Origin of the sequence: Allochromatium tepidum (assembly GCF_018409545.1) — a bacterium.
GTDB classification, from domain to species: Bacteria; Pseudomonadota; Gammaproteobacteria; order Chromatiales; family Chromatiaceae; genus Thermochromatium; species Thermochromatium tepidum_A.
Genome location: NZ_AP024563.1, coordinates 890,264 through 910,503, shown reverse-complemented (window position 1 = coordinate 910,503; position 20,240 = coordinate 890,264). Strand labels below are relative to the sequence as shown.

14 protein-coding genes are annotated in these 20,240 nt (G+C 64.5%); 7 read left to right on the top strand and 7 right to left on the bottom strand.

Annotated elements, in window-relative coordinates; translation table 11 throughout:
* The first annotated feature begins 95 nt into the window (after window positions 1–95).
* The 3 genes from Atep_RS04235 to Atep_RS04225 all read left to right on the top strand — a co-directional run bounded on the left by Atep_RS04235 (window position 96) and on the right by Atep_RS04225 (window position 1,245).
* Window positions 96–458 (top strand): calcium-binding protein, encoded by a 363-nt coding sequence (locus Atep_RS04235; protein ID WP_213380417.1) that lies wholly within the window; start codon window positions 96–98, stop codon window positions 456–458.
* Between the two features lie 108 nt (window positions 459–566).
* The gene (locus Atep_RS04230) at window positions 567–869 is read left to right on the top strand and encodes an AbrB/MazE/SpoVT family DNA-binding domain-containing protein (RefSeq protein WP_336511379.1); all 303 of its coding nucleotides are present in this window, start codon (window positions 567–569) and stop codon (window positions 867–869) included.
* Complete coding sequence (locus Atep_RS04225) at window positions 856–1,245, top strand: type II toxin-antitoxin system VapC family toxin (RefSeq protein ID WP_213380415.1); 390 nt, start codon at window positions 856–858, stop codon at window positions 1,243–1,245. The genes Atep_RS04230 and Atep_RS04225 overlap by 14 nt, the downstream gene beginning before the upstream one ends.
* Window positions 1,246–1,249: 4 nt before the next feature.
* Here the strand turns inward: Atep_RS04225 and Atep_RS04220 are convergent, their stop codons facing one another.
* From Atep_RS04220 to Atep_RS04205, 4 genes are all read right to left on the bottom strand, one after another.
* Window positions 1,250–3,469 (bottom strand): EAL domain-containing response regulator, encoded by a 2,220-nt coding sequence (locus Atep_RS04220; protein ID WP_213380414.1) that lies wholly within the window; start codon window positions 3,467–3,469, stop codon window positions 1,250–1,252.
* Window positions 3,462–6,107: a transporter substrate-binding domain-containing protein gene (locus Atep_RS04215; RefSeq protein ID WP_213380413.1), complete on the bottom strand. Its 2,646-nt coding sequence runs from the start codon at window positions 6,105–6,107 to the stop codon at window positions 3,462–3,464. The genes Atep_RS04220 and Atep_RS04215 overlap by 8 nt, the downstream gene beginning before the upstream one ends.
* A gap of 66 nt (window positions 6,108–6,173) precedes the next feature.
* Window positions 6,174–6,827, bottom strand: coding sequence for a TorF family putative porin (locus tag Atep_RS04210; RefSeq protein WP_236786477.1), 654 nt, complete (start codon window positions 6,825–6,827; stop codon window positions 6,174–6,176).
* A gap of 36 nt (window positions 6,828–6,863) precedes the next feature.
* Entirely contained in the window at window positions 6,864–8,969 is a 2,106-nt protein-coding gene (locus tag Atep_RS04205; protein ID WP_213380411.1) for a methyl-accepting chemotaxis protein, read from the bottom strand.
* Between the two features lie 445 nt (window positions 8,970–9,414).
* Here Atep_RS04205 and mnmL point away from each other — a divergent pair, with 445 nt between their 5' ends.
* Genes mnmL through queG form a run of 4 tightly spaced genes read left to right on the top strand, consistent with a single transcriptional unit; the run spans window position 9,415 to window position 13,473 of the window.
* Entirely contained in the window at window positions 9,415–10,389 is a 975-nt protein-coding gene (mnmL, locus tag Atep_RS04200; RefSeq protein ID WP_213380410.1) for a tRNA modification radical SAM protein MnmL/YtqA, read from the top strand.
* A 20-nt stretch (window positions 10,390–10,409) separates the two neighbouring features.
* Window positions 10,410–11,405, top strand: coding sequence for a ubiquinone anaerobic biosynthesis protein UbiU (gene ubiU, locus Atep_RS04195; protein WP_213380409.1), 996 nt, complete (start codon window positions 10,410–10,412; stop codon window positions 11,403–11,405).
* Between the two features lie 28 nt (window positions 11,406–11,433).
* Window positions 11,434–12,354 carry a ubiquinone anaerobic biosynthesis protein UbiV gene (gene ubiV, locus Atep_RS04190; RefSeq protein WP_213380408.1) on the top strand — a complete coding sequence of 307 codons (921 nt, stop codon included), beginning with the start codon at window positions 11,434–11,436 and terminating at the stop codon, window positions 12,352–12,354.
* A 42-nt stretch (window positions 12,355–12,396) separates the two neighbouring features.
* Window positions 12,397–13,473 carry a tRNA epoxyqueuosine(34) reductase QueG gene (queG, locus tag Atep_RS04185; RefSeq protein WP_213380407.1) on the top strand — a complete coding sequence of 359 codons (1,077 nt, stop codon included), beginning with the start codon at window positions 12,397–12,399 and terminating at the stop codon, window positions 13,471–13,473.
* A 97-nt stretch (window positions 13,474–13,570) separates the two neighbouring features.
* Here the strand turns inward: queG and Atep_RS04180 are convergent, their stop codons facing one another.
* The 3 genes from Atep_RS04180 to Atep_RS04170 are packed head-to-tail and all read right to left on the bottom strand — an operon-like array spanning window position 13,571 to window position 20,033.
* Window positions 13,571–14,287: a response regulator gene (locus Atep_RS04180; protein WP_213380406.1), complete on the bottom strand. Its 717-nt coding sequence runs from the start codon at window positions 14,285–14,287 to the stop codon at window positions 13,571–13,573.
* Window positions 14,272–15,939, bottom strand: a complete 1,668-nt coding sequence (locus tag Atep_RS04175; protein ID WP_213380405.1) for a sensor histidine kinase — start codon at window positions 15,937–15,939, stop codon at window positions 14,272–14,274. The genes Atep_RS04180 and Atep_RS04175 overlap by 16 nt, the downstream gene beginning before the upstream one ends.
* Complete coding sequence (locus Atep_RS04170) at window positions 15,936–20,033, bottom strand: PAS domain S-box protein (RefSeq protein WP_236786475.1); 4,098 nt, start codon at window positions 20,031–20,033, stop codon at window positions 15,936–15,938. Before Atep_RS04170 ends, Atep_RS04175 begins: the two co-directional genes overlap by 4 nt.
* Window positions 20,034–20,240 lie beyond the last annotated feature (207 nt).

Sequence of the window (20,240 nt, the reverse complement as noted above, 5' to 3'; positions counted from 1 at the left end):
GTTTTCACCAAGGTGCTCAACAGGTGCAGACTTGGGGATTTTCCGAGCAACATAAGCGTCGAGGCATTACACAGGGTATCAGCCTATGACAAAGCGTGAAAGAGACGAAACTCGATGAAGAGCGGATCGCGATGGAGATCATCGTGGACGCCTATGGCGCGGAAGAACAAGCCATGGGTTGGTACTACTACCTCGAGGACAAGCTGCACTTTCCCTTCAGAGCACGCTGCATTCAGCCGCGCTCCATATCGCCTCTGCACGTCAGTGACGATTTGATCCTCGAGCGCCTCGCGCCGGAGAATGAATGCTTGCACGACATGTTCGTCCTGGCCACCTGGCATGGACGTGTCATGGGATTTCCGTTGGCGCAACTCGAAGCGATGGCAGCCGATGAAGAGACACGCGAGGCCATTGGCGACTGGCATTACTGGGTAGAGCGCGGGTATGGGTTTGACTAACGCGAGGGCCATGGCGGCTGCCCCTTTATTCCCGAAGCAGGCTCGACACAGGTCGCTCAAGGAGCAACATCATGCCTGACCTTGCTCGCACTATCGGCTCCGAGTAAGATGGTTTCTTACCGCATTCGCCCAACAGGTGTCTCGATCGCGATGGAAACCACGCGCCTTTCCAGCAAGGGTCAGGTCATACTGCCCAAGGCCATTCGCGACCACTATCACTGGTCGACGGGCACGGAGCTCGAAATCGAAACACGGCCGGATGGTGTCGTCCTGCGACCCCGCAAGCCCCTTGCGTCGACGTCACTCGATGAAGTCGTGGGTTGCACCGGGTATCGAGGCCCGGCCAAGTCCCTGGATGACATGCAAGAGGCCATCGCCCGTGGAGTACGGGAATACCATGCTGGCGGTTGACACGAACGTCGTGGTGCGGGTCGTCACCAATGACGACCCGGCGCAGAGCCCAAGGGCGATCGCCCTGTTCGAGCAACACAGCATTTTCCTCAGCAAGACCGTGCTGCTTGAGACGGAGTGGGTGCTGCGATTTGCCTATCAGCTCTCGCGTGAAACCATCGTGTCGACGCTGCGAAAGCTGATCGGTCTGCCACAGGCCGAAGTCGAACATATCGGGGTGGTGGTCATGGCGCTCGATTGGCATGAGCAAGGCATGGATTTCGCCGACGCACTCCATCTGGCCGGCAGTGCTCAAGCGATGCGGTTCGCCACCTTCGATGAGAAGCTGGCAAAACGCGCCCGAAGACTGCAAACGAAAGAGATCCTGGTGGTATGAACGTCTAGCCAGGCTGCGCCGCCATCCAGTCCTCCAGTCGCTCGATCGGCATGGGACGCGCGAACAGAAACCCCTGCGCCTCCTGACAGCCCATCGCCAGCAGGCACTGGCGCTGCACTTCGTTCTCCACGCCCTCGGCGATCAGGGTCAGGTTGCACTGGTGCCCCAGGGCGATGATGAGTGGCGCGATACCGGTCTTGGTATTCGCGCCGTCGAGCTCGTTGACGAAGGAGCGGTCGATCTTCAGACGGTCGACATGGAGCTGTCTGAGCACGCTCAATGACGAATAGCCGGTGCCGAAATCGTCGATGGCGATCCTGACGCCCAGGCGACGGATGTCGGCCAGCTTGGTGTTGATCTCATCGATGTGGTCCATCGCGACCGACTCGGTCAATTCCAGTTCGATCCGAGTGGCCTCGACCCGGCTGTCGGCGAGCACGCGCTCCAGCATGGAGACGAAGCCGGGTTCGCGAAACTGGGCGTGTGAGACATTGATCGCCATCCGAAACCCGGCATGGCCGCGCTCGGTCAGACGGTGCAGATCCCGGCAGGCGGTACGGAGCACCCATTCACCGAGCGGCACGATCAGTCCGGACTGCTCGGCCAGCGGAATGAATTGATCTGGAGGCGCCCAGCGTCCAGGCTCGATCTCCCAGCGCAACAGCGCCTCGGCGCCGATCACCCGCCCACTGGCCAACTCGATCTGCGGCTGGAAGACGAGCGAGAGCTGCTCGGCGGAAAAGGCGGCGCGCAGGCTGCTGAGCATCCGCATGCGCTCGCGCGCGGCCCGACCGAGCGCCTCCGAAAAATAGTTCGCCTTGCCCCGCCCGAGCCGCTTGCCCTGCTTGAGCGCGATGCCGGCATCCTTGAGCAGATCGCCACCCCTGGCCGGTTGACCGTTCAATGTGATCAGACTGCTGGTGGCCGAGAGGCGGATGGTTTCGTCACGCACCGTCAGCGGTTCGCTGAACACCTGCTGGATCCGCTCTGGAGTGATCAGGTCGCGCGGGCCGAGCAGGCCAAAGGCATCACCCGCGACCCGCGCCGGAATGACTCCGGACCCAAAGATCTGTACCAGCCGCTCGGCCACGGCCCGCAGCACCTCGTCGCCGAAATGATGATCGAGTGTGGTGGCGATGTCGGCGAAGTCGTCGAGATCCAGCAACGCCAGCGCCATGTTTGGATCGCGGCCCTTCTCCTCGACGAGCTGGATGAAGCGGTTACGGTTGGGCAGATCCGTAAGTTGATCGTAGTAAGCGAGCCGAAAGAGCCGGTTGTGCAGCAGGACGTTTTCGAAGCCCACCGAAATGTTGGCGCAGAAGACCTCCAGCAGATGGCGATCCATCCGGCTGGGCTCGCCGGTCATGGCGAGATAGGCGGCCATGCCCTGCGTCTCGCTGACATCGAAATACAGACAGACCCCCTGGTCGAATCTGTGACGTTTTTCGAGCAGACACTGGCGCAGCGCCTCGCGGACGGGCGTCTCGTGCAGTTCAGCCAGCGGGCGATGGATCACCTCCCGATAGCGTCCGGCGGCGGCGATGACCAGCGGCGCGGCATGGGCGAACGGACCCGAGGACGAGGCGCAGATCAATCCTTCGGGCGCGATGTTCAGCAGGGCGCAGACCTGAGTGACCACCCCTTCGGCAAACTGCTGCAGGGCACGCCGCCGGATCAGTCCCGTGCTGGCCTCGACGATCAATTCCAGACCGCGACGGCTCATCTCGATCTGGCGGATCTGCGCGTAGGAGCGGATGGCCACGGTCAGACTGGTGAAGAGCCGCACCTGCGTCAGTTCGGATTTGGTGCGATAGTCGTTGATGTCGAAGGAACGGATGGTCTCGAGTTCGGGCGCATAACCGGGCTGGCCGGTGCGCAGAATGACGCGGACCGACGGGTTGTCGAGTTCGCGGCGAATCCAGCGCACGAGTTGCAGCCCGGCGTCTTCCGACTCCATGACCACGTCCAGCAGGACGACCGCCACCGACGGATCCTGAGCGAGGATGGCGCGCGCCTCCCGGGCGGAATAGGCCTGGAGAAAGGCGAGCGGACGCCCCTCGATCGTCAGGTCACGCAAGGCGAGCAGGGTCGCCTCATGGACATCGGCCTCATCGTCGACGATCAGAATGCGCCAGGGGTCGACCTGGGTGGAAGGCGCCCAATCCGATGGCTCATCGATGAACCGGACGACATCGTCGTCATCCAGGGAAGGAGCATCACTCATCATAGGTTGTTCCACTTGATAGATCTTTCGAGGTGGGGCCGATCGCATGCCGTAGAACGCGACCCGACGCATTCGCGCTGGAGTCACCGGCGACCGCGCGGGGCGCGATCAGGGGCAGTGCCAGATCGAAAACCGTGCCCTGGCCGGGAGCACTGCGCACGGAGATCGCGCCGCCGAGCAGTCCCGTCACTAGGTTATAGACGATATGCAGTCCCAGGCCGCTGCCGCCCTGCCCCAGACGGGTGGTGAAGAACGGGTCGAAGATCCGGTCCAGGTTGTCCGGGGGGATGCCGTTGCCGTCGTCACTGACCCGGATGATGATGAAGCCGGGCGCGGCGGGCTGGCTCTCGATGCGGATGCAACCGGCCTCGCGATCGTCGAAGGCATGCAGCAGCGCGTTCTGGACCAGATTGATGAGCACCTGACCGAAGGGGCCAGGGAAGCTGTCGAAACGGATTCCGGGTGCGATATCCACTTCCAGCCTTGCCGGCGAGCGGCGCAGACGCGGCTGGAGGGTCAGGGCGATCTCCCGCGTCACCTCGTCCAGGCTGAAAACGCGGCGCTGATAGCTCGCCTGATCCACGGCGACCTGTTTGAAACTACTGATCAGCTCGGCCGCACGCTGAAGACTGCGCAGCAGGATGTCGCTGCTGTCGCGCACGACGTCGACGAAGCGCTGCAAGGCCGAACGGCTCAGCCCTGCCGCCATCTGCTCCCGAAAAGCCTGCTCCTGGTCGGACAGGGTGCTAGCCAGCATCACGGCGTTGCCGATCGGCGTATTCAGTTCATGAGCGATGCCGGCCACCAGATCCCCCAGCGCCGCCAGCTTTTCCGACTGCACCAAGTTGGCCTGCGTTCGCTCCAGTTGCGCCAGGGTCTCACGCAGATCGCGCGTGCGTTCGGCCACGCGCTGCTCAAGTCCGACGTTCTGCGCGGCGATTTGCGCCCGTGCCTGTTCGAGTTCGCGATTGAGCTTCGTCAGTCGCCGGTTCCAGGCCAGCACCATCCAGAGTATGACGCCGGCAATGCCGATGACCCCGGCGACGATCTTCCATAATAGGACATAGTCGAACACCTGTTCGTAGCGGATCGAAAGCCAGCGATTGACGATGGCCTGACGCTGCGCCTGCGGCAAGGCATCGATCGCGGCCTGAAAGATTTCGCCCAGCAGCGGCTCGTCGCGGCGGGTGGCAATGGACAGGTTCCATGAGAGTTGCTCGCTGTCTTCCAGTTGTCCGGCGATCTTCATATCGAGGATGGCCTGGGTCTGGATGCGATAGGCGATCGTCGGTAGCGCATCGATGAAACCGAACAGCCGGCCATCCTGGACCTGTCCGAGTCCTTCCGTGATATTGGCGACCTCCCGCAACCGGATGCCGGGATAGCGCGTCCTCAGGGTATCGATCATGGCATGGCCCCGCGTGATGCCGAAGGTCTCGCCCAGAACGGATTCGATATCGTTGATGAACATCTGATGGCTCTGGGTCGCGATCACCGAGCGGAAGGAGAGATAGGGCGTCGTGAAATCCAGGAAGGCGCGCCGGGCGGGCGTCGCGATCGCCCCGGACAGGAAGTCGCAGCGTCGCTCCCGCGCAAAGGCCAGCGACTCTTCCCAGCTCGCGGTGGGTATCGGTACGATCCTGGTGTCGAGCATCTCGGCGAGCCGCGCCATCACATCGGCGATGATGCCCTCGTGGACGCCCGCTTCAGTGAGGCGTTCCACAGGCATCCAGTCGGGATCGACGCACATCCTGAGCGGGCCTTTGCGCTGGAGGTAGTCGAGCTGTTGGGGGGAAAGTACGATGCGCCCGGTCTGGTCGCCGGCTTCGCTAAACCACTTGTCCTGTAAGCGCCGAATCTGGTCCGGTGTCAGCGACGCCAGGGCCTTGTCGAGGATCGACTGCAGGACCGGCCAGTCCTTGCGGGTCGCGATATAGAGCGCGGAGAACTCACCGCCCTTGTCTTCCCGGCTCCACACCCCCTGGACTTTCAGGTCGACGTAACCCGATTGGGTGATGTGGTAGTTCAGGACATTGGCGAAATCCGTGGTGAAGTCGGCCTGACCGCGACTCACGGCGGCGATGGCCTCACCGATGTTGGCGGTCTCGATGATCCTGAATTTGTCGCCGAAACGTTTTTTCAGCAGCTCGGTCTGCTCCCAGCCCTTGGGGGACGCCGCCACGGAACCGAACAGGTCGGTGATGGACCGGACCCTGGGGTGATCGCGGCGGGTCAGGAACTGGTTGGCACCCCGCACGATGGGCGCCGAGAAGGTCGCGCAGTCCAGCAACTTCCGGGGTTTGTCGGCGGGTTGCAGCAGATCGATCCGGCGCGTGCACAGCAGTTCGACCAGCTCGTCCCAGTTCTCGCCCTGCACGAACTCGAATTCGACGCCGATCCGTGCCGCCAGCAGCCTCATCAGATCGACCGAATAGCCCTGCGGTCTTCCGTGTTCGAAATAATCGTAGGGCGGCCAGTCGAGTTCGTTGCTGACACGGATCACCGGATGAGCCTGAAGAAAGGCGCGCTCGGTCTCAGTCAGCGCGAGTGTACCGCCGGATCCGGCGTCGCCGGCGGCTCCCGCCGCAGAGACGGTCAGCAGAACCCAAAACAGCAGCAATGGCAGTAGGCGACTCACGCGGGGCTCTGATCGGTTCACCGTTCGAGGAACCGAAGCGTCGGGGCGGACCCGACGGTGCACACTTCAAAAAGCAAAGGTTCTACCAATCGTGAACAATACGACGGTATCGCCGGACTCATCGCTCAGCGTCGTCCCGCTCAGGCCCAGCGCGAGATCGAAACCGGCGTAGCTGGTTCGGTTCATGATCTGCCAGTGCAGATAGTGATCCCGGTCGCCGTCCCAGGCAAAGCGGTCGGTGTCGAGACTGGTGGATCGGCTGAGTTGGGTCGCGATCGTCCAGCGATCGTTGATCTCGAAGTCCTTTTGCAGCATGACCACGACGTGGCCGACATCCAGACCGGAATAATCATGGGTATACCAGGCATTCAGGTTGAAGCCGGCGATCCCCAGCTTGAGGTAGGCTTCCGGATAATTGGCGTCGGAACTGTCGCTGCCGCCATGATAGGTATAGAGGGCGAGTCCCGCATCGACCGAGTAGCCGGGTCGGAACTCGAAGCGATATCCCAGATAGCCGTCCACTTCCGCCTCGGTGTCGTCACCGAAATCGACGTTCGAGGCCCAGAGGCCCGCATACATTCCCGCCGCCCCGGACCAGTCCAGACTGGCCTGGATTGCCGGCTGATGACCGGTTTGCGTCACACCATTGAACAGATAATCGCTGGCCCCCGTGAGTGTCGCGGACCAGTCCGCCTGAGCTGTGCCGACGCATCCGGCCACGGCCAGCAGGCATAGAGTGCGTGTGTTCATGCGTTTTCAAACCCTGAGCAGATTGAGCTGATCGTCGAGCGTCTGGATGGCGTCATGGGTCTCCAGGGCCGCCGCCTCGGAGACCTGGGCCAGATGCGCCAGATCGCGCGCGGCGTCACTGATGGCGGTGAGACTGCGATTGATCTCTTCGCTGACCTGGCTTTGTTCCTCGGCGGCCGTGGCCACCTGCTGGGCATGACTGTCGATGCGCTTGACGTCCAGGACGGCGCGGTCGAGCAGTTCCGCGCTGCGATGCGTGAAGGTCAGTGTCTGTTCCATTTCGCCGCGGCTGTCCTGGAGCAGCAGATCCGCGCGCTGCACGTCGCCCTGCAACCCCTTGATCAGATCATCCACGTCCTTGGTCGAGTCCTGGGTGCGCATGGCCAGATGGCGGACTTCCTCGGCGACCACGGCGAAGCCCCGTCCCTGTTCACCGGCGCGCGCGGCCTCGATCGCAGCATTGAGCGCCAGCAGGTTGGTGCGTCCGGCGATTTCGCGAATCGTCACCAGAATCCCGTCGATCGCCCGGCTGCGCTCGGCGACCTGATGCATCTGACTGGAGGCCTCCTCAACCGAGCGCGACAGCAGTCCCACCTTGTCTTTGGTGCCATTGAGCGCCTGTTGGGTCTGGTCGATATGATCCGCCGCCTCGCGCGAGGCATCCGCCGTCTGATGTGCGATATTCGCCACCTCGCCGGCGGTGCTCGACATCTGGGTCATGGCGGTCGCCACATTGTCGATCTGGGCATTCTGGGTCGCGCTGGCCTGGCCGACCTGGCGAGCATAGTCGCTCAGGTCGGCTGAATGCTCCGACAGGGTTTGGCTTTGTTCCTTCATGACCAGGATCATCTGACGCAGCTTGTCGATGAAGCGGTTGATGTTCTTGCTCAACTCGATCAGTTCGATGTGATGATGCACCATGATCTTGGCGGTCAGATCCCCCTCCGACGAGGCCAGCGCCCGCATGCCCTGGGCGAGCTGCGCCAGCGGCTTGGTGACGCTTTGGATCAGAACCACCATGACGATGAGGCCGAGCACGGTCATGACACCAGCACCGGCGGTCAGCTCGAGGATCGCCGTGCCTGTGCCGGCGCGCAGGTCTCGCTCCAGTTCATTGGCCGCGGCCAGGATATCTGTCTCGGCCACCGAGATGGACAGCGTCCAGGAGGCGTTCGCGATGGGGATCGCCAGAATGTGCAGCCAGCGATCGCCGCTCTTGCTCTGACCGGGGGTCGTCATGGCGGTCGCCAGTTCAGGCGCGACATCGCTCACCTGCCTGCCGAGCTGATCCGGGAAGCGCGTCGAGGCGGCGATCAACCCATGCTGACTGACCAGCATCAGATCGCCCTGACCGCGAAACAGCCGTTTGGCGATCGCCTCGGCGGCGGTCTGGAGCGCCGAGAGGTTGATGTCCATGCCGACCACGCCGATGAATGTCCGATCGACGACAAGCGGCAGGGTCAGGCTGGTCATCAACTCTTCGTGGCCGGGACTGATTTCATAGAGATAGGGATCTGTGACACAGGTCTGCAGGCGCTCCTTTGGGCAGAGATACCATTCGGCCGCGCGCTGTCCGTATTCGTTGAGTGTTTCGAGATATTTCACGCCCGGGTCTTCGGTTTCATGGAAGACGAACGAATCGCCCTCGCGCGTGAAATAGATCTCGATGGTGCCGGTATTGGAGCTGTGGACGAGATTGCCCGCGTATTCGCCGTCCCGTCCGTCATAGCCGTTCGGTTCGAATTGGGCGTAGGCTGAACTGACGAATGGATTGCTCTCCAGGGTATCGAGCACCATTCGTTTCAATTGGTCCCGACCATAGGGTGTCGTATCGCCTGCGCCGAGGGCGGAACTCGTGATCTGCCGTTGCAGGACCGAGGCGCTCGCGATGGCCGAAGCCAGCAGCCGCCGGATCTCCTGACTGGTGCCCAGTGCCGTCTCGCTCATGATCTCCTCGGCCTGCCGTGAAAGGTTGAGCGTCATGGAGTCGGTGGCGGTCTGAATCGATTCGCGGAAGATCAGGGTCGCCAGCAGGATGATGGTGCCCGCCGTCAGCACCAGGATCATCCCGGTGACCAGCAGCAATTTCAGGCGCAGGCTGAGTGTTCGCATACAGATCGATCTCGTTCAGAGGCTTTAGGTGAGGTCGCGTCCCCTGTCATCCTAATCCGCACAGGAGCTGTCCGCTGTTTCCAGCCCGTCAGGTTCTCAATGTCTCGCCAGGCGTTTTGAGAACCGGTTGAGGGCCAAGGCTCCGAACACGACGTGGCGCAATGCGTTCGGCCGAGCGGCTGAACGTGGGAAATTGCAGCGCCGAAGTTTAGCCGTCGATAATGAAGGGAACGTTAAACTCGATCTTCGAGTGTTCTGCGTTCGAGAAGGCGAGAAGTGCTTGATCGCGGGGGACAGCCAGTCATGGTATTTGGCAAGTCACGTCGAGCGATTGCGATTCGGACTCAGATGGCGGGACGCGCGTTTTGCAGCAGACTCGATTGATCACTATACTCACCGGTCCGGATCGAACGCCGATCGCCGCCGCTCGGTTGATGCCAGACCCATGCCCTCCCCGTCTACTCCACATCGCGCGCTCAGCGAGCGCGTCAACACCTTCGGTCAGTATCTGCTGAAGCGCTACGGCCAGCGGGTGCACAAGCTCGCCCTCAATGCCGGCTTCACCTGCCCGAATCGCGACGGCACCAAAGGCCACGGCGGCTGCACCTTCTGCAACAACGTCTCCTTCGGTCCCAACGCCCGGCGCTCGCCCGAGATCGACCCGCAGCTCGACGCCGGACGCGGCGTGCTCGCCAAGCGCACGGGCGCGCGCCGGTTCATGGCCTATTTCCAGACCTATACCAACACCTATGATGAGATCGCGGTGCTGCGCGAACGCTATGACAGCGCCCTCATGCACCCGGACGTCGTGGGCCTGTCGGTCGGCACCCGCCCGGACTGCGTGCCGGACGCCGTGCTCGACCTGCTCGCCGGCTATCGCGCGCGCGGCAAGGAAGTCTGGCTGGAGCTGGGCTTGCAGTCGGCCAACGATGAAACCCTCGAGCGCGTCAATCGCGGTCACGGCTTCGCCGAGTACCGCACGGCGGTGACGGCGGCGCATCGGCGCGGCATCCCGGTCTGCGCCCATCTCATCGTCGGGCTGCCGGGCGAAGGACGCGCGGAGGCGCTCGACACCCTCGACCGGGTGCTGGAGCTGGGCGTCGAGGGGCTCAAGGTCCATCCGCTGCACGTGGTCCGTCACACCCGGCTGGCCATCGACTGGCGACGAGGCGACTACACACCGCTCGCCATGGACGACTATGTCGCCATCTGCGCCGATCTGGTCGAGCGCACACCGGGCAGCGTGGTCTATCATCGTCTGACCGGGACGGCCTCGCGCGACATCCTGCTCGCGCCCGACTGGTGCAACCGCAAATGGGCGGTGCTCAACGCCATCGAGGCCGAACTGTTCCGTCGCGGCACCCGCCAGGGCGACCGCGCCGACACCCTTTCCACTCATCGACTCGTCAACACCGCTTGATCCTCGGGGGTCCAAACACCATGGAGCTCGTCTGTCCCGCCGGCAATCTGCCGATGCTCAAGGCGGCCGTCGACAATGGCGCCGATGCCGTCTACATCGGTTTTCGCGACGATACCAACGCGCGCCACTTCGCCGGTCTCAACTTCAACGACAAGCAGATCGCCGAGGGCGTCAAATACGCCCATGACCGCCGGGTCAAGGTGTTCGTCGCCATCAACACCTATGCCCAACCCAAGGGCTGGGAACGCTGGACGGCGGCCGTCGACCGCGCCGCCGGGTTCGGGGTCGATGCCATCATCCTGGCCGACATGGGCGTGCTCGACTATGCCGCCGAGCGTCATCCGAACGTCAATCTGCATCTGTCGGTCCAGGGGTCGGCGACCAATCCGGCGGCGATCGGCTTCATGCAGCGTCATTTCGGCATCAAGCGCGTGGTGGTGCCGCGCGTGCTCTCGCTGTCACAGGTCGCGCACCTGATCCGGGAGACTACGGTTCCGGTCGAGATCTTCGGCTTCGGCAGTCTGTGCGTGATGGTCGAGGGACGCTGTCTGCTCTCGTCCTATGCCAGCGGCCAGTCGCCCAACACCTTCGGCGCCTGCTCGCCGGCCTCGCATGTCGAGTGGCGCGACACGCCGCAGGGTCAGGAGACGCGCCTCGGCGGCGTGCTGCTGGAGCGGCGTTCGCACGGCGAAGCGGCCGGCTATCCGACCATCTGCAAGGGCCGCTACCGGATCGACGGCGAGCTGCGTCATGCCATCGAGGAACCGACCAGTCTCAACACGCTCGACATCCTGCCCGACATCCTGGCCGCCGGCGTGAGCGCCATCAAGATCGAGGGACGCCAGCGCAGCACGCACTATGTGACCCAGGTCACCAAGGTCTGGCGCGAGGCGATCGACAGTTGCAAGCGCAATCCGCAGGCGTTCCGCCCTAAGGAGCGCTGGAACCAGATCCTGGCGCAGGTCTCCGAGGGCACGCAGACCACCATCGGTCCTTACGAGCGTACCTGGCACTGATCCGATAGCGAACGATTCGAACCCACCCATGTCAGCCTTGAACAACTCAGCCCATCGCCCGCGTCTCTCGCTCGGCCCCATCCTCTATCTCTGGCCGCGCGAGCAGGTGTTCGATTTCTATGCCGAATTGCTCGAAACCCCGGTGGACGTCGTCTATCTGGGCGAGACCATCTGCTCCAAACGCCGTCAGCTCAAGCCCGAGGACTATTGGGAGCTGGCCGAGCGCGTCACCGCCGCCGGCAAGCAGGCGGTGATCTCGACCCTGGCCCTGATCGAGTCCGACGGCGAATTGAAGACCCTCAAGCGGATCTGTGCCGATGAGCGTTTCATGATCGAAGCGGGCGACCTGGCCGCGCTCGATTTCCTGGAAGGCCGGCCCTTCGTCGCCGGGCATTCGATCAATCTCTACAACCATCGCACGCTCGCCTTCCTGGCCGAGCGCGGACTCAAGCGCTGGGTGATGCCGGTCGAGCTGGGCCGGGCGACGGCCAGCGATCTGCTCCAGCGTCGTCCCGAGGGCGTGGAGTGCGAGCTGTTCGCCTTCGGCCGGCTGCCGCTGGCCTATTCGGCGCGCTGTTTCACCGCCTACAACCGGGGACTGGGCAAGGACAACTGCGAGTTCTGCTGCGGCGACTATCCGGACGGCGTGCTGGTCACGACCCAGGAGGGCCAGGAGTTCCTGAGCCTCAACGGCATCCAGACCCAGTCGGCCGGCACCCACAACCTGCTGCCGGCCCTCGATGAAGTGCGCGCGCTGGGCGTGGATCTGCTGCGCATCAGTCCGCAGTCCAAGCATACCGCCGATGTGGTCCGCACCTTCGCGGACTGTCTGACCGGCGATCTCGACCCGGCCGAGGGCACGGCGCGCCTGCGTGACTGGGCGCCCTCGGGTCTGTGCGACGGTTACTGGACCGGAGATTCGGGCTACAAGTTCGGGATGCCGGTTTAGGGCGCGCTTTGATCCCGAGAGCGGCGTGGCGGAAATCGAGGTATGACACCCGTGACGTCGCTCACCTCGCCTGACACACCCCAAGCCTTGGTCGAGCGCATCAAGGCCTGGGGCCTTGAACTGGGCTTCCAGCAGATCGGCATCACCGACACCGATCTCGCGCACGCCGAGCCGCGTCTGCTCGACTGGCTCGCGCGCGGCCATCACGGCGAGATGGACTACATGGCGCGTCACGGCACCAAGCGCTCGCGCCCGGCCGAACTCGTACCCGGCACCCTGAGCGTCATCTCGGCGCGCATGGACTACCAGCCCGAATCCCGCGCCACCCTGCATGAGCGGCTCGCCGACCCGGCCGGCGCCTTCATCTCACGCTATGCACTCGGGCGCGACTATCACAAAGTCCTGCGCCGGCGCCTGCAACATCTCGCCGACCGACTCGCCGCCCACATCGGCCCCTTCGGACACCGCGTCTTCGTCGACTCGGCGCCCGTGATGGAAAAACCGCTGGCCGAAAAGGCCGGACTCGGCTGGATCGGCAAACACAGCAACCTCGTCAATCCGCGCGCCGGCTCCTGGTTCTTCCTCGGCGAGATCTACACCGACCTGCCGCTGCCGCCCGATCGGCCCATGACCGATCACTGCGGGCGCTGCCGGGCCTGTCTCGACGCCTGCCCCACAGGCGCCATCGTCGCGCCCTATCAGGTCGACGGACGACGCTGCATCTCGTATCTCACGATCGAACTCAAGGGCGCCATCCCCGAACCGCTGCGACCACTCATCGGCAACCGCATCCACGGCTGCGACGACTGCCAGCTCGTCTGTCCCTGGAACCGCTTCGCCCGCCTCACCGAAGAAACCGACTTCCTGCCCCGTCACGGCCTGGACACCGCGACCCTGATCGCCCTGTTCGCCTGGGACGAACCGACCTTCCTCACCCGTACCGAGGGTTCAGCGATCCGCCGGCTCGGCCACGAACGCTGGCTGCGCAACCTCGCCGTTGCGCTCGGCAACGCCCCGCCATCGCCGGAAATCCGGACAGCCCTCCAAGCCCGTGCCGACCACCCCAGCCCACTGGTGCGCGAGCACGTAGCCTGGGCGCTTGCCGGACGCTCCCCATAAAGCGCCGGCCGCAACCACCGACGCTCAAGCGACTCGGGCGCCGGCGGTCGGGGGCGTCGACGGCATGGATGCCGTCGTCGAGCCTCCAGGGATGGATTCACGGCGACCCCCGACCGCCGGCGCCCGAGTCGCCACCGCCACCACTACCACCACCGCAACCACCCGAGCCGCCCCGCTCACACAACCCCCGCTCGACCGCGATCACCGCCGCCTCGACCCGCGAATGCACGTCGAGCTTACGCAGGATCGCCTTCACATGCAGCTTGACCGTCCCCTCCGAGATCCCCAACGCACGCGCGATGGTCTTGTTGCTCTGCCCCTCAGCGAGATGACAGAGGATCTCCTGCTCGCGCGGGGTCAGATCCGCCGCACCGCCGCCCGCCACGGGCACCGGCTTCGACTCACCCCGCACCGCCCGCGCCAGCACCCCCATCAACTCAGGCGCCACCACCGTGCGCCCCTGCACGATCTCACCCAAGGCCGCGATCAGCGCATCCGGCTCCATATCCTTGAGCAGATACCCCTGCGCCCCACTCTGGAGCGAATCGATCACATCGCGCTCCTCGGCACTGGTGGTCAGCATCGCGATCGGCATCGACTGATGGGCCGCACGCAACCGGCGCAACAACTCCAGCCCGTTCAGCCCCGGCATCCGCATGTCGAGCAGGACCACATCGGGACGGGTCGCGGCCACCCGCTCGATCCCAGTGCTGGAATCGCCCACGGCCGCCACCACCTCGATACCGCGCCGCTCCAGCAACTCCTGAAGCCCAAAGCGAAACAAGGCATGATCATCGATCAGGAGTACGCGCATCGATCCGTCTCCAGGCCCTGAGTCCGATGACGCCCCGGACGGCGTCCGGCGTCGAAGACGATCTCCACCCGCGTCCCCTCCCCCGGCTCGCTCTCGATGCGCAACTCGGCACCGATGCGCCGAGCGCGTTCCTCCAGGATCGACAGCCCGATGCGCTCACCCGGCGGGGATTGCGCGTCCGGCGGGCTGAAGCCGACCCCGTCGTCCTCGATCAGCAGCACATGCCGCCCGCCGCTCTCGCGCGTCAGCAGGACGCGCACCGTATGCGCCTGGGCGTGCTTGCGGATGTTGGCCAGCGTCTCCTGAGCGATGCGCAGCAATTGCAGTTCCTCGGTCGCCGACAACTCGAAGGGCCGGCTGTCGTTCTGGAACAGGACATGGGCGCCGGTCTCGCGCCCGAGCCGCTGGGTGAGTTTTTCGAGCGCCGGCACCAGTCCGCACCGGTCGAGCGGCGCGCGAAAGCTCGCCAGCAGCTCGCGCAGCTCGGTGTGGGCCTCGTCCAGACCATTGCGGATGCGCGTGAGATCGTTGCGCGCCTCAGGCGGGATGGGACAGCCCGCGAGCGAGTCGTCGAGCATCCGGCACTGGAAGCGCAGACTGGCCAGGGTCTGCGCCAGCGAATCGTGCAGCTCGTGGGCGAGCGCGTTGCGCTCCTCGACGATCGACAGCCGGTGCGCCTCGGCGTCCGAACGCTGCTTGGCGATGGCCATACCCAGATGATGACCGACGGTGAACAGCAGATCCAGGATGTCCTCGCGCCCCTTCAGGCCGGGGCGGTCGAGGAACAGGCTATAGACGCCGAGCAGCTCGTCGCGATGCTCCAGCGGCACCGTGACCACCTCGATCTCGGAACTGGCGAACATGCGCCGGCCATAGAGGCGCGAGCAGTAGCGCGCGTCGTTGTCGCACAGGATGTCACCGGGCGCGAGCACATTGCCGCACAGACAGAGATCGACCGGCGCCATCTCGGACTCGCGCACCAGATCGTCGTTCAGCCCGATGGAGCCGATCAGCCGCCGCGTGCCGTCCGGCAACACCAGCCGCACGGTCGCCGCGCGCGCGTTGATCATCTCCTTGAGCACGCGCAGGAAGCGCAACAGCAGTTCCTCCACGCTCTCGGTCTGATGGATGCCGGCGGCCACGTCGTAGAGGATCTTGAGCGAGGCGGTCTTCTGGGCCAGACGCCGCGTCTGGCGCGCCACGCGATCGTCCATGTCCTCGTAGAGCCCCGTCAGCTCCTCGTTGAGACTGCGGATGTCCTGAGCGATGCCCTGCAACACCCCGGTCTCGGTCAGACTGTCGCCGGCCCCCGGCTCGCCCTGACAGACCTGGGTCAGCGAGTGCTCCAGACGTGCCAGCGGCCGCAACAGCCGATCGCGCAGTCGCCGCCGGACCAGCACGATACCGGTCAGTCCCAGCCCCAGCAACCCGAACAGACTCCAGTGTGTCCAGGCCGCCGCGGGCCGGACGACCTGCACGGCGAGCAGCAGCGTCATGCCGGCGAACGCCAGTCCCAGCGCCCACAGCGGGCGCCTCAGATCGGTCAGGCGCAGGATCTCGTGGACGCGCTCATCCAGGGCCTCGCTGCCCAGGCTTCCGGAGTTCGGGGCGATGCGCCGACCGGAGAGCCGCGTCGTCGTGGCGGCCGTCACCGGGGCTGAACTCCCTCGGGTCGACTCAAACGTGCCTGGACGATTGCGACCAGTTCCAACGCCGACTCGAAGTCGAACCGATCGATCAGGCGCGCGAGTTCGGCGTGCTCATCAGGCATGATGGCCGCGAGTCGCGCCGCTTCGTGCCGGCAGAGCGTATTCGCACGCGCGTTGTCTTCGTTCAGCAGCGCCGCCAGCTCGTCGAGCAGGGCGCGCGCCTGCTCGGGATCGAGGCTCGGATCGGGTGGACTCGACGACCGGGCGGGCGTCTGCGACTGCTCGACGGCATTGCGCAGTGCCAGCAGGGCCTGATCGATGGCGTCGATCGCCTCGACGAGCCTGTCGGGCGACTCGAAACCCTCGGGACGACGCACCACCTCGAGCGACTTGGCCTGCTCAGCGATGGCGACCAGTCCCAGAGTGCCGGCCACGCCCTTGAGACTGTGCGCCAGACGCGCCAAGGCCTCGCCATCACGGTTCGCCAGCGCTTCGGCCAGATGCCGGGGATCATCCGCATGCGAGCCGATGAAGCGTTCGAGCAGTTTGAGATACTTCTCCTGACTGCCGCGCAGACTCGCCAGCCCCTGGCGCAGATCGATACCGGGCAGGACGCGGATGGCGGCCAGCAGGTCGGCGCGATGCACACTGGAGGTCGCGGGCCGGGCTTCGATGGCTGAGGGTTCGGACGCCGAATCTGCCGACGCTTCCGATCCCGGCGTTTTGGCCGCATTGGGACGCTCCGGCAGCCAGCGCAACAGGGCATCGAACAGATCCAGCGGCTCGACCGGTTTGGGCACGAAATCGTTCATGCCGGCCTCCAGACAGGCGCGTCGGTCTTCCTCGAAGGCATTCGCGGTCAGGGCCAGGATGGGCTTGTCGGACCAATTGGGCAGGGCGCGGATGGCGCGCGTGGCGCTCAGGCCATCCATGACCGGCATCTGCACGTCCATCAGGATGAGGTCATAGTCCTCGCCGGCGGCCATCTCCAGGGCGACCTGACCGTTCTCGGCGGTCTCCACGCGCAACCCGACGCCGGTGAGCAGCTCCAGCGCCACCTCACGATTGATCGGATTGTCCTCGGCCAGGAGCACGCGCGCCCCGGCGCAGCGGTCGCGCATCTCGGACTCGGCGGCCAGCCGATGGGCGTGCGTGACGATGAGTCCCGGCTGACCGGGCTTGAGACTGACCGTGAACCAGAAGGTGCTGCCCTGTCCCACGATGCTGTCGGCGCCCGCGTCTCCACCCATCATCCGCGCCAGTTGCGCCGTGATGGCCAGACCCAGGCCGGTGCCGCCATAGCGGCGCGTGGTCGAGGTATCGGCCTGCTCGAAGGCCTGGAAGAGCTTCGCCTGCTTGTCGGTCGGGATGCCGATGCCCGTGTCCTCGACCTCGAAACGCACCCGCAACCCCTCGGCGTTGCGCTCCAGCAGACGCACGCGGATCGTCACGAAGCCGGCATGGGTGAACTTGACGGCGTTGCTGGCGTAGTTGAGCAGCGCCTGACGCAGGCGCGTCAGGTCGCCGCGCATCCAGGGCAGATCCGGATCCAGGTCGACCTTCAGACTCAGTCCCTTGGCGCGCGCCTCGTCGTGGATCAGCGCAATGACCTGATCGACCAGCATCACCGCCGAGAAGTCCTCGTCGGACAGTCGCAGCTTGCCGGCCTCGATCTTGGACAGATCCAGGATGTCGTTGATCACGGTCAGCAGATGACGTGCCGCGCTCTCGATCTTGTCGAGCCGGCTGATGTTGGCCGGATCGATCAGTTCGCGACGCAGCAGATGCGCCAGCCCCAGGATGGCGTTCATCGGGGTGCGGATCTCGTGGCTCATGTTGGCCAGGAAGGCGCTCTTGGCGCGCACTGCGCTCTCGGCCAGTTCGGCGCGGCGTGCGAGTTCGGCCTCCATCTCGCGCTGGGAGCGGATGTCGCGCGCGAAACCGACCGTTCCGAGCACCTCGCCGGTGTCGTCGATGATGGGCGCCTTGAAGGTCTCGTAGATGGCGCCCGGATTGGTCACGCTCGGCATCTCCCGGGTACGCTGGGAGCCGCCGGCCATGACCTCGGCGTCGTCGGTCCGGTAGCGCTCGGCCATCTCGCGCGGCCAGAGTTCATAGTCGGTCAGGCCGATGATCTCGCTGGGCGAGCGTCCCTTGGCCTCGGCGAAGACCCGGTTGACGGCGACGAAACGCCCCTCGCGGTCCTTCATCCAGGCCAGATGCGGCAGGTTGTCGATCAATGCCTGGAGCGAGCGCGTCTGCCGGCGCAGTTCCAGGGTGCGCATCTCGACCATTTCCTCGAGATGATGGCGATATTGATCCAGTTCCTCGGCCAGACGCTTCTGTTCGGTGACGTCGGCCTTGACGGCCAGATAGTGCGTGATGCGTCCATCGGCCTGACGGATGGGCGAGATGCTGGCCAGCTCGGTGTAGATCTCGCCGTTCTTGCGCCTGTTGATCAGTTCGCCGTGCCAGACCTCACCGCATAGCAGAGACTCCCAGAGTGCGTCGAAGGTCTCGGGCGGGGTCAGACCGGATTTCAGGATGCGCGGATTCTGGCCGATCGCCTCGTCGCGCGAATAGCCGGTATTGGCGGTAAAGGCATCGTTGACGTACTCGATACAGCCGTCCAGGTCCGTGATGACGATGCTCTCCGGACTCTGTTCGACGGCGAGCGAGCGCTTGGTCAGCTCGGACTCGATCCGCTTGCGCTTGGTGATGTCGCGAAAGATCCCGCGCCGCCCGAGATAACGCCCATCGGTGCCGAACACCGGATTGCAGATGTGCTCGACCCAGCGCTCGCGTCCGTCGCGCGCGTACAAGCGCAGTTCCAGACAGGCATGATCGGAGCAGGTCGACTGGAGCGACTCGGCGACATGCCGGCTCCAGCGTTCGCGATCCGCCGGATGGATCAGGCGCGTGATGAGATCCCGGTCGTCCAGGAACTCATCGGCGCTGTGGCCGCAGATTTCCCGACAGGCGGGTGAGACATAGCGATAACGCCCGTCGGGACCGAGCCAATACTCCCAGTCCGGGCTGTATTCGGCCAGAACCCGATACTGTTCGCGGCTCTCGCTCAGGCACTGCGCGTCGCGCTGTCGCTCGACATAGACGGCGATGTGCGAGGCCACCGCCTCCAGCAGCGACTGCTCTTCGTCGAGGAAATGGGAGCCATTGAGCCCCAGCGGCGGCGGTTCGCGATAGGCCAGTCGGATTTCGCCGAGTTCCAGACCATTGATCCTGATCGGAGCCGTCTGCATCCAGTCGGTCGCCGTGAAACCCTGCGTCTGGAAGCCGGACTCGGGCAGGAGGATGCAGGCCTCGGCCAGATCCGGAAACTGCCAGGCCGCCGGCAGACACTCGACCACCCGTTGCAGAACCTCCTCGATGGGCGCCTCGTGACGACTGGTCTCGCGCAGGACGTCGTAGAGTCCGCGCACCTCCTTGAGACGCTCCTGGAGTTCCTGGCGTTGTCGCACCGACTCGGTGCGATCGATGATGGCGCAGACATAGTGGTCGCTCTCGCCCTCGAAATCCGGCAGGGGCGCGATATGCAGATCGCCGACGAACTGCTCGTGTTCGCTGCAGTGGAAGCGGATCTCCTTGAGCGCCAGGGTCTTGCGTTCCTCGGGCAGCCGCCGCTTCCAGATCTCGGCCACCAGACTGCGATCGGCCTCGTCGATCAGGCGCGTGAAATAATGCTGGTGGATGTGCGAGTGCTTGAGATTGAACAGATCCTGGGCGGCGAAGTTCGCTTCCTGGATCAGGCCATAGCGGTCGACCACCAGTTCGGCGATCGGCAGGCCGTTGAATAAGGCCGTGAAACGCTCCAGGGCCAACTGGATCTGGCGCTGACTGCGCAACAGTTCGTCGTTCTGGATCTGCAACTCCGCCTGATAGATGCGCAGGCTCTCGACCATGGCGGTGAGTTCCACATTGGCGCCCTGCAGCAGCTCGTCGGCAATGTGGAAACGCCCCTGATGCAGTGCCGCCAGGGCGCGTTCACGGATCTCGTCGGCGGATAACCCATCGCCTCTGTTCCGGGAGTTACGCGAGTCCGGATGTCTGGAGTCGCGATCGGTGTCTTTCATCGCCATGCGCGTTGATTCGGGATTCGTTGGCGCGGGTCGAGGCACCCGCGAGTTGGAGCTTTTCCATGTAGGGGCGATATTGCACCAGCCGAACCAAGGATTGCTATCCTTTTGAGCAATCCGTCACAGTTTCGCATCGAGTTCGCGGGCGAGTCATGGTCGATACCCAAGGAACCCAGCCCCCAGCCAACCGGCTCCAGTGGTTGCCATTCC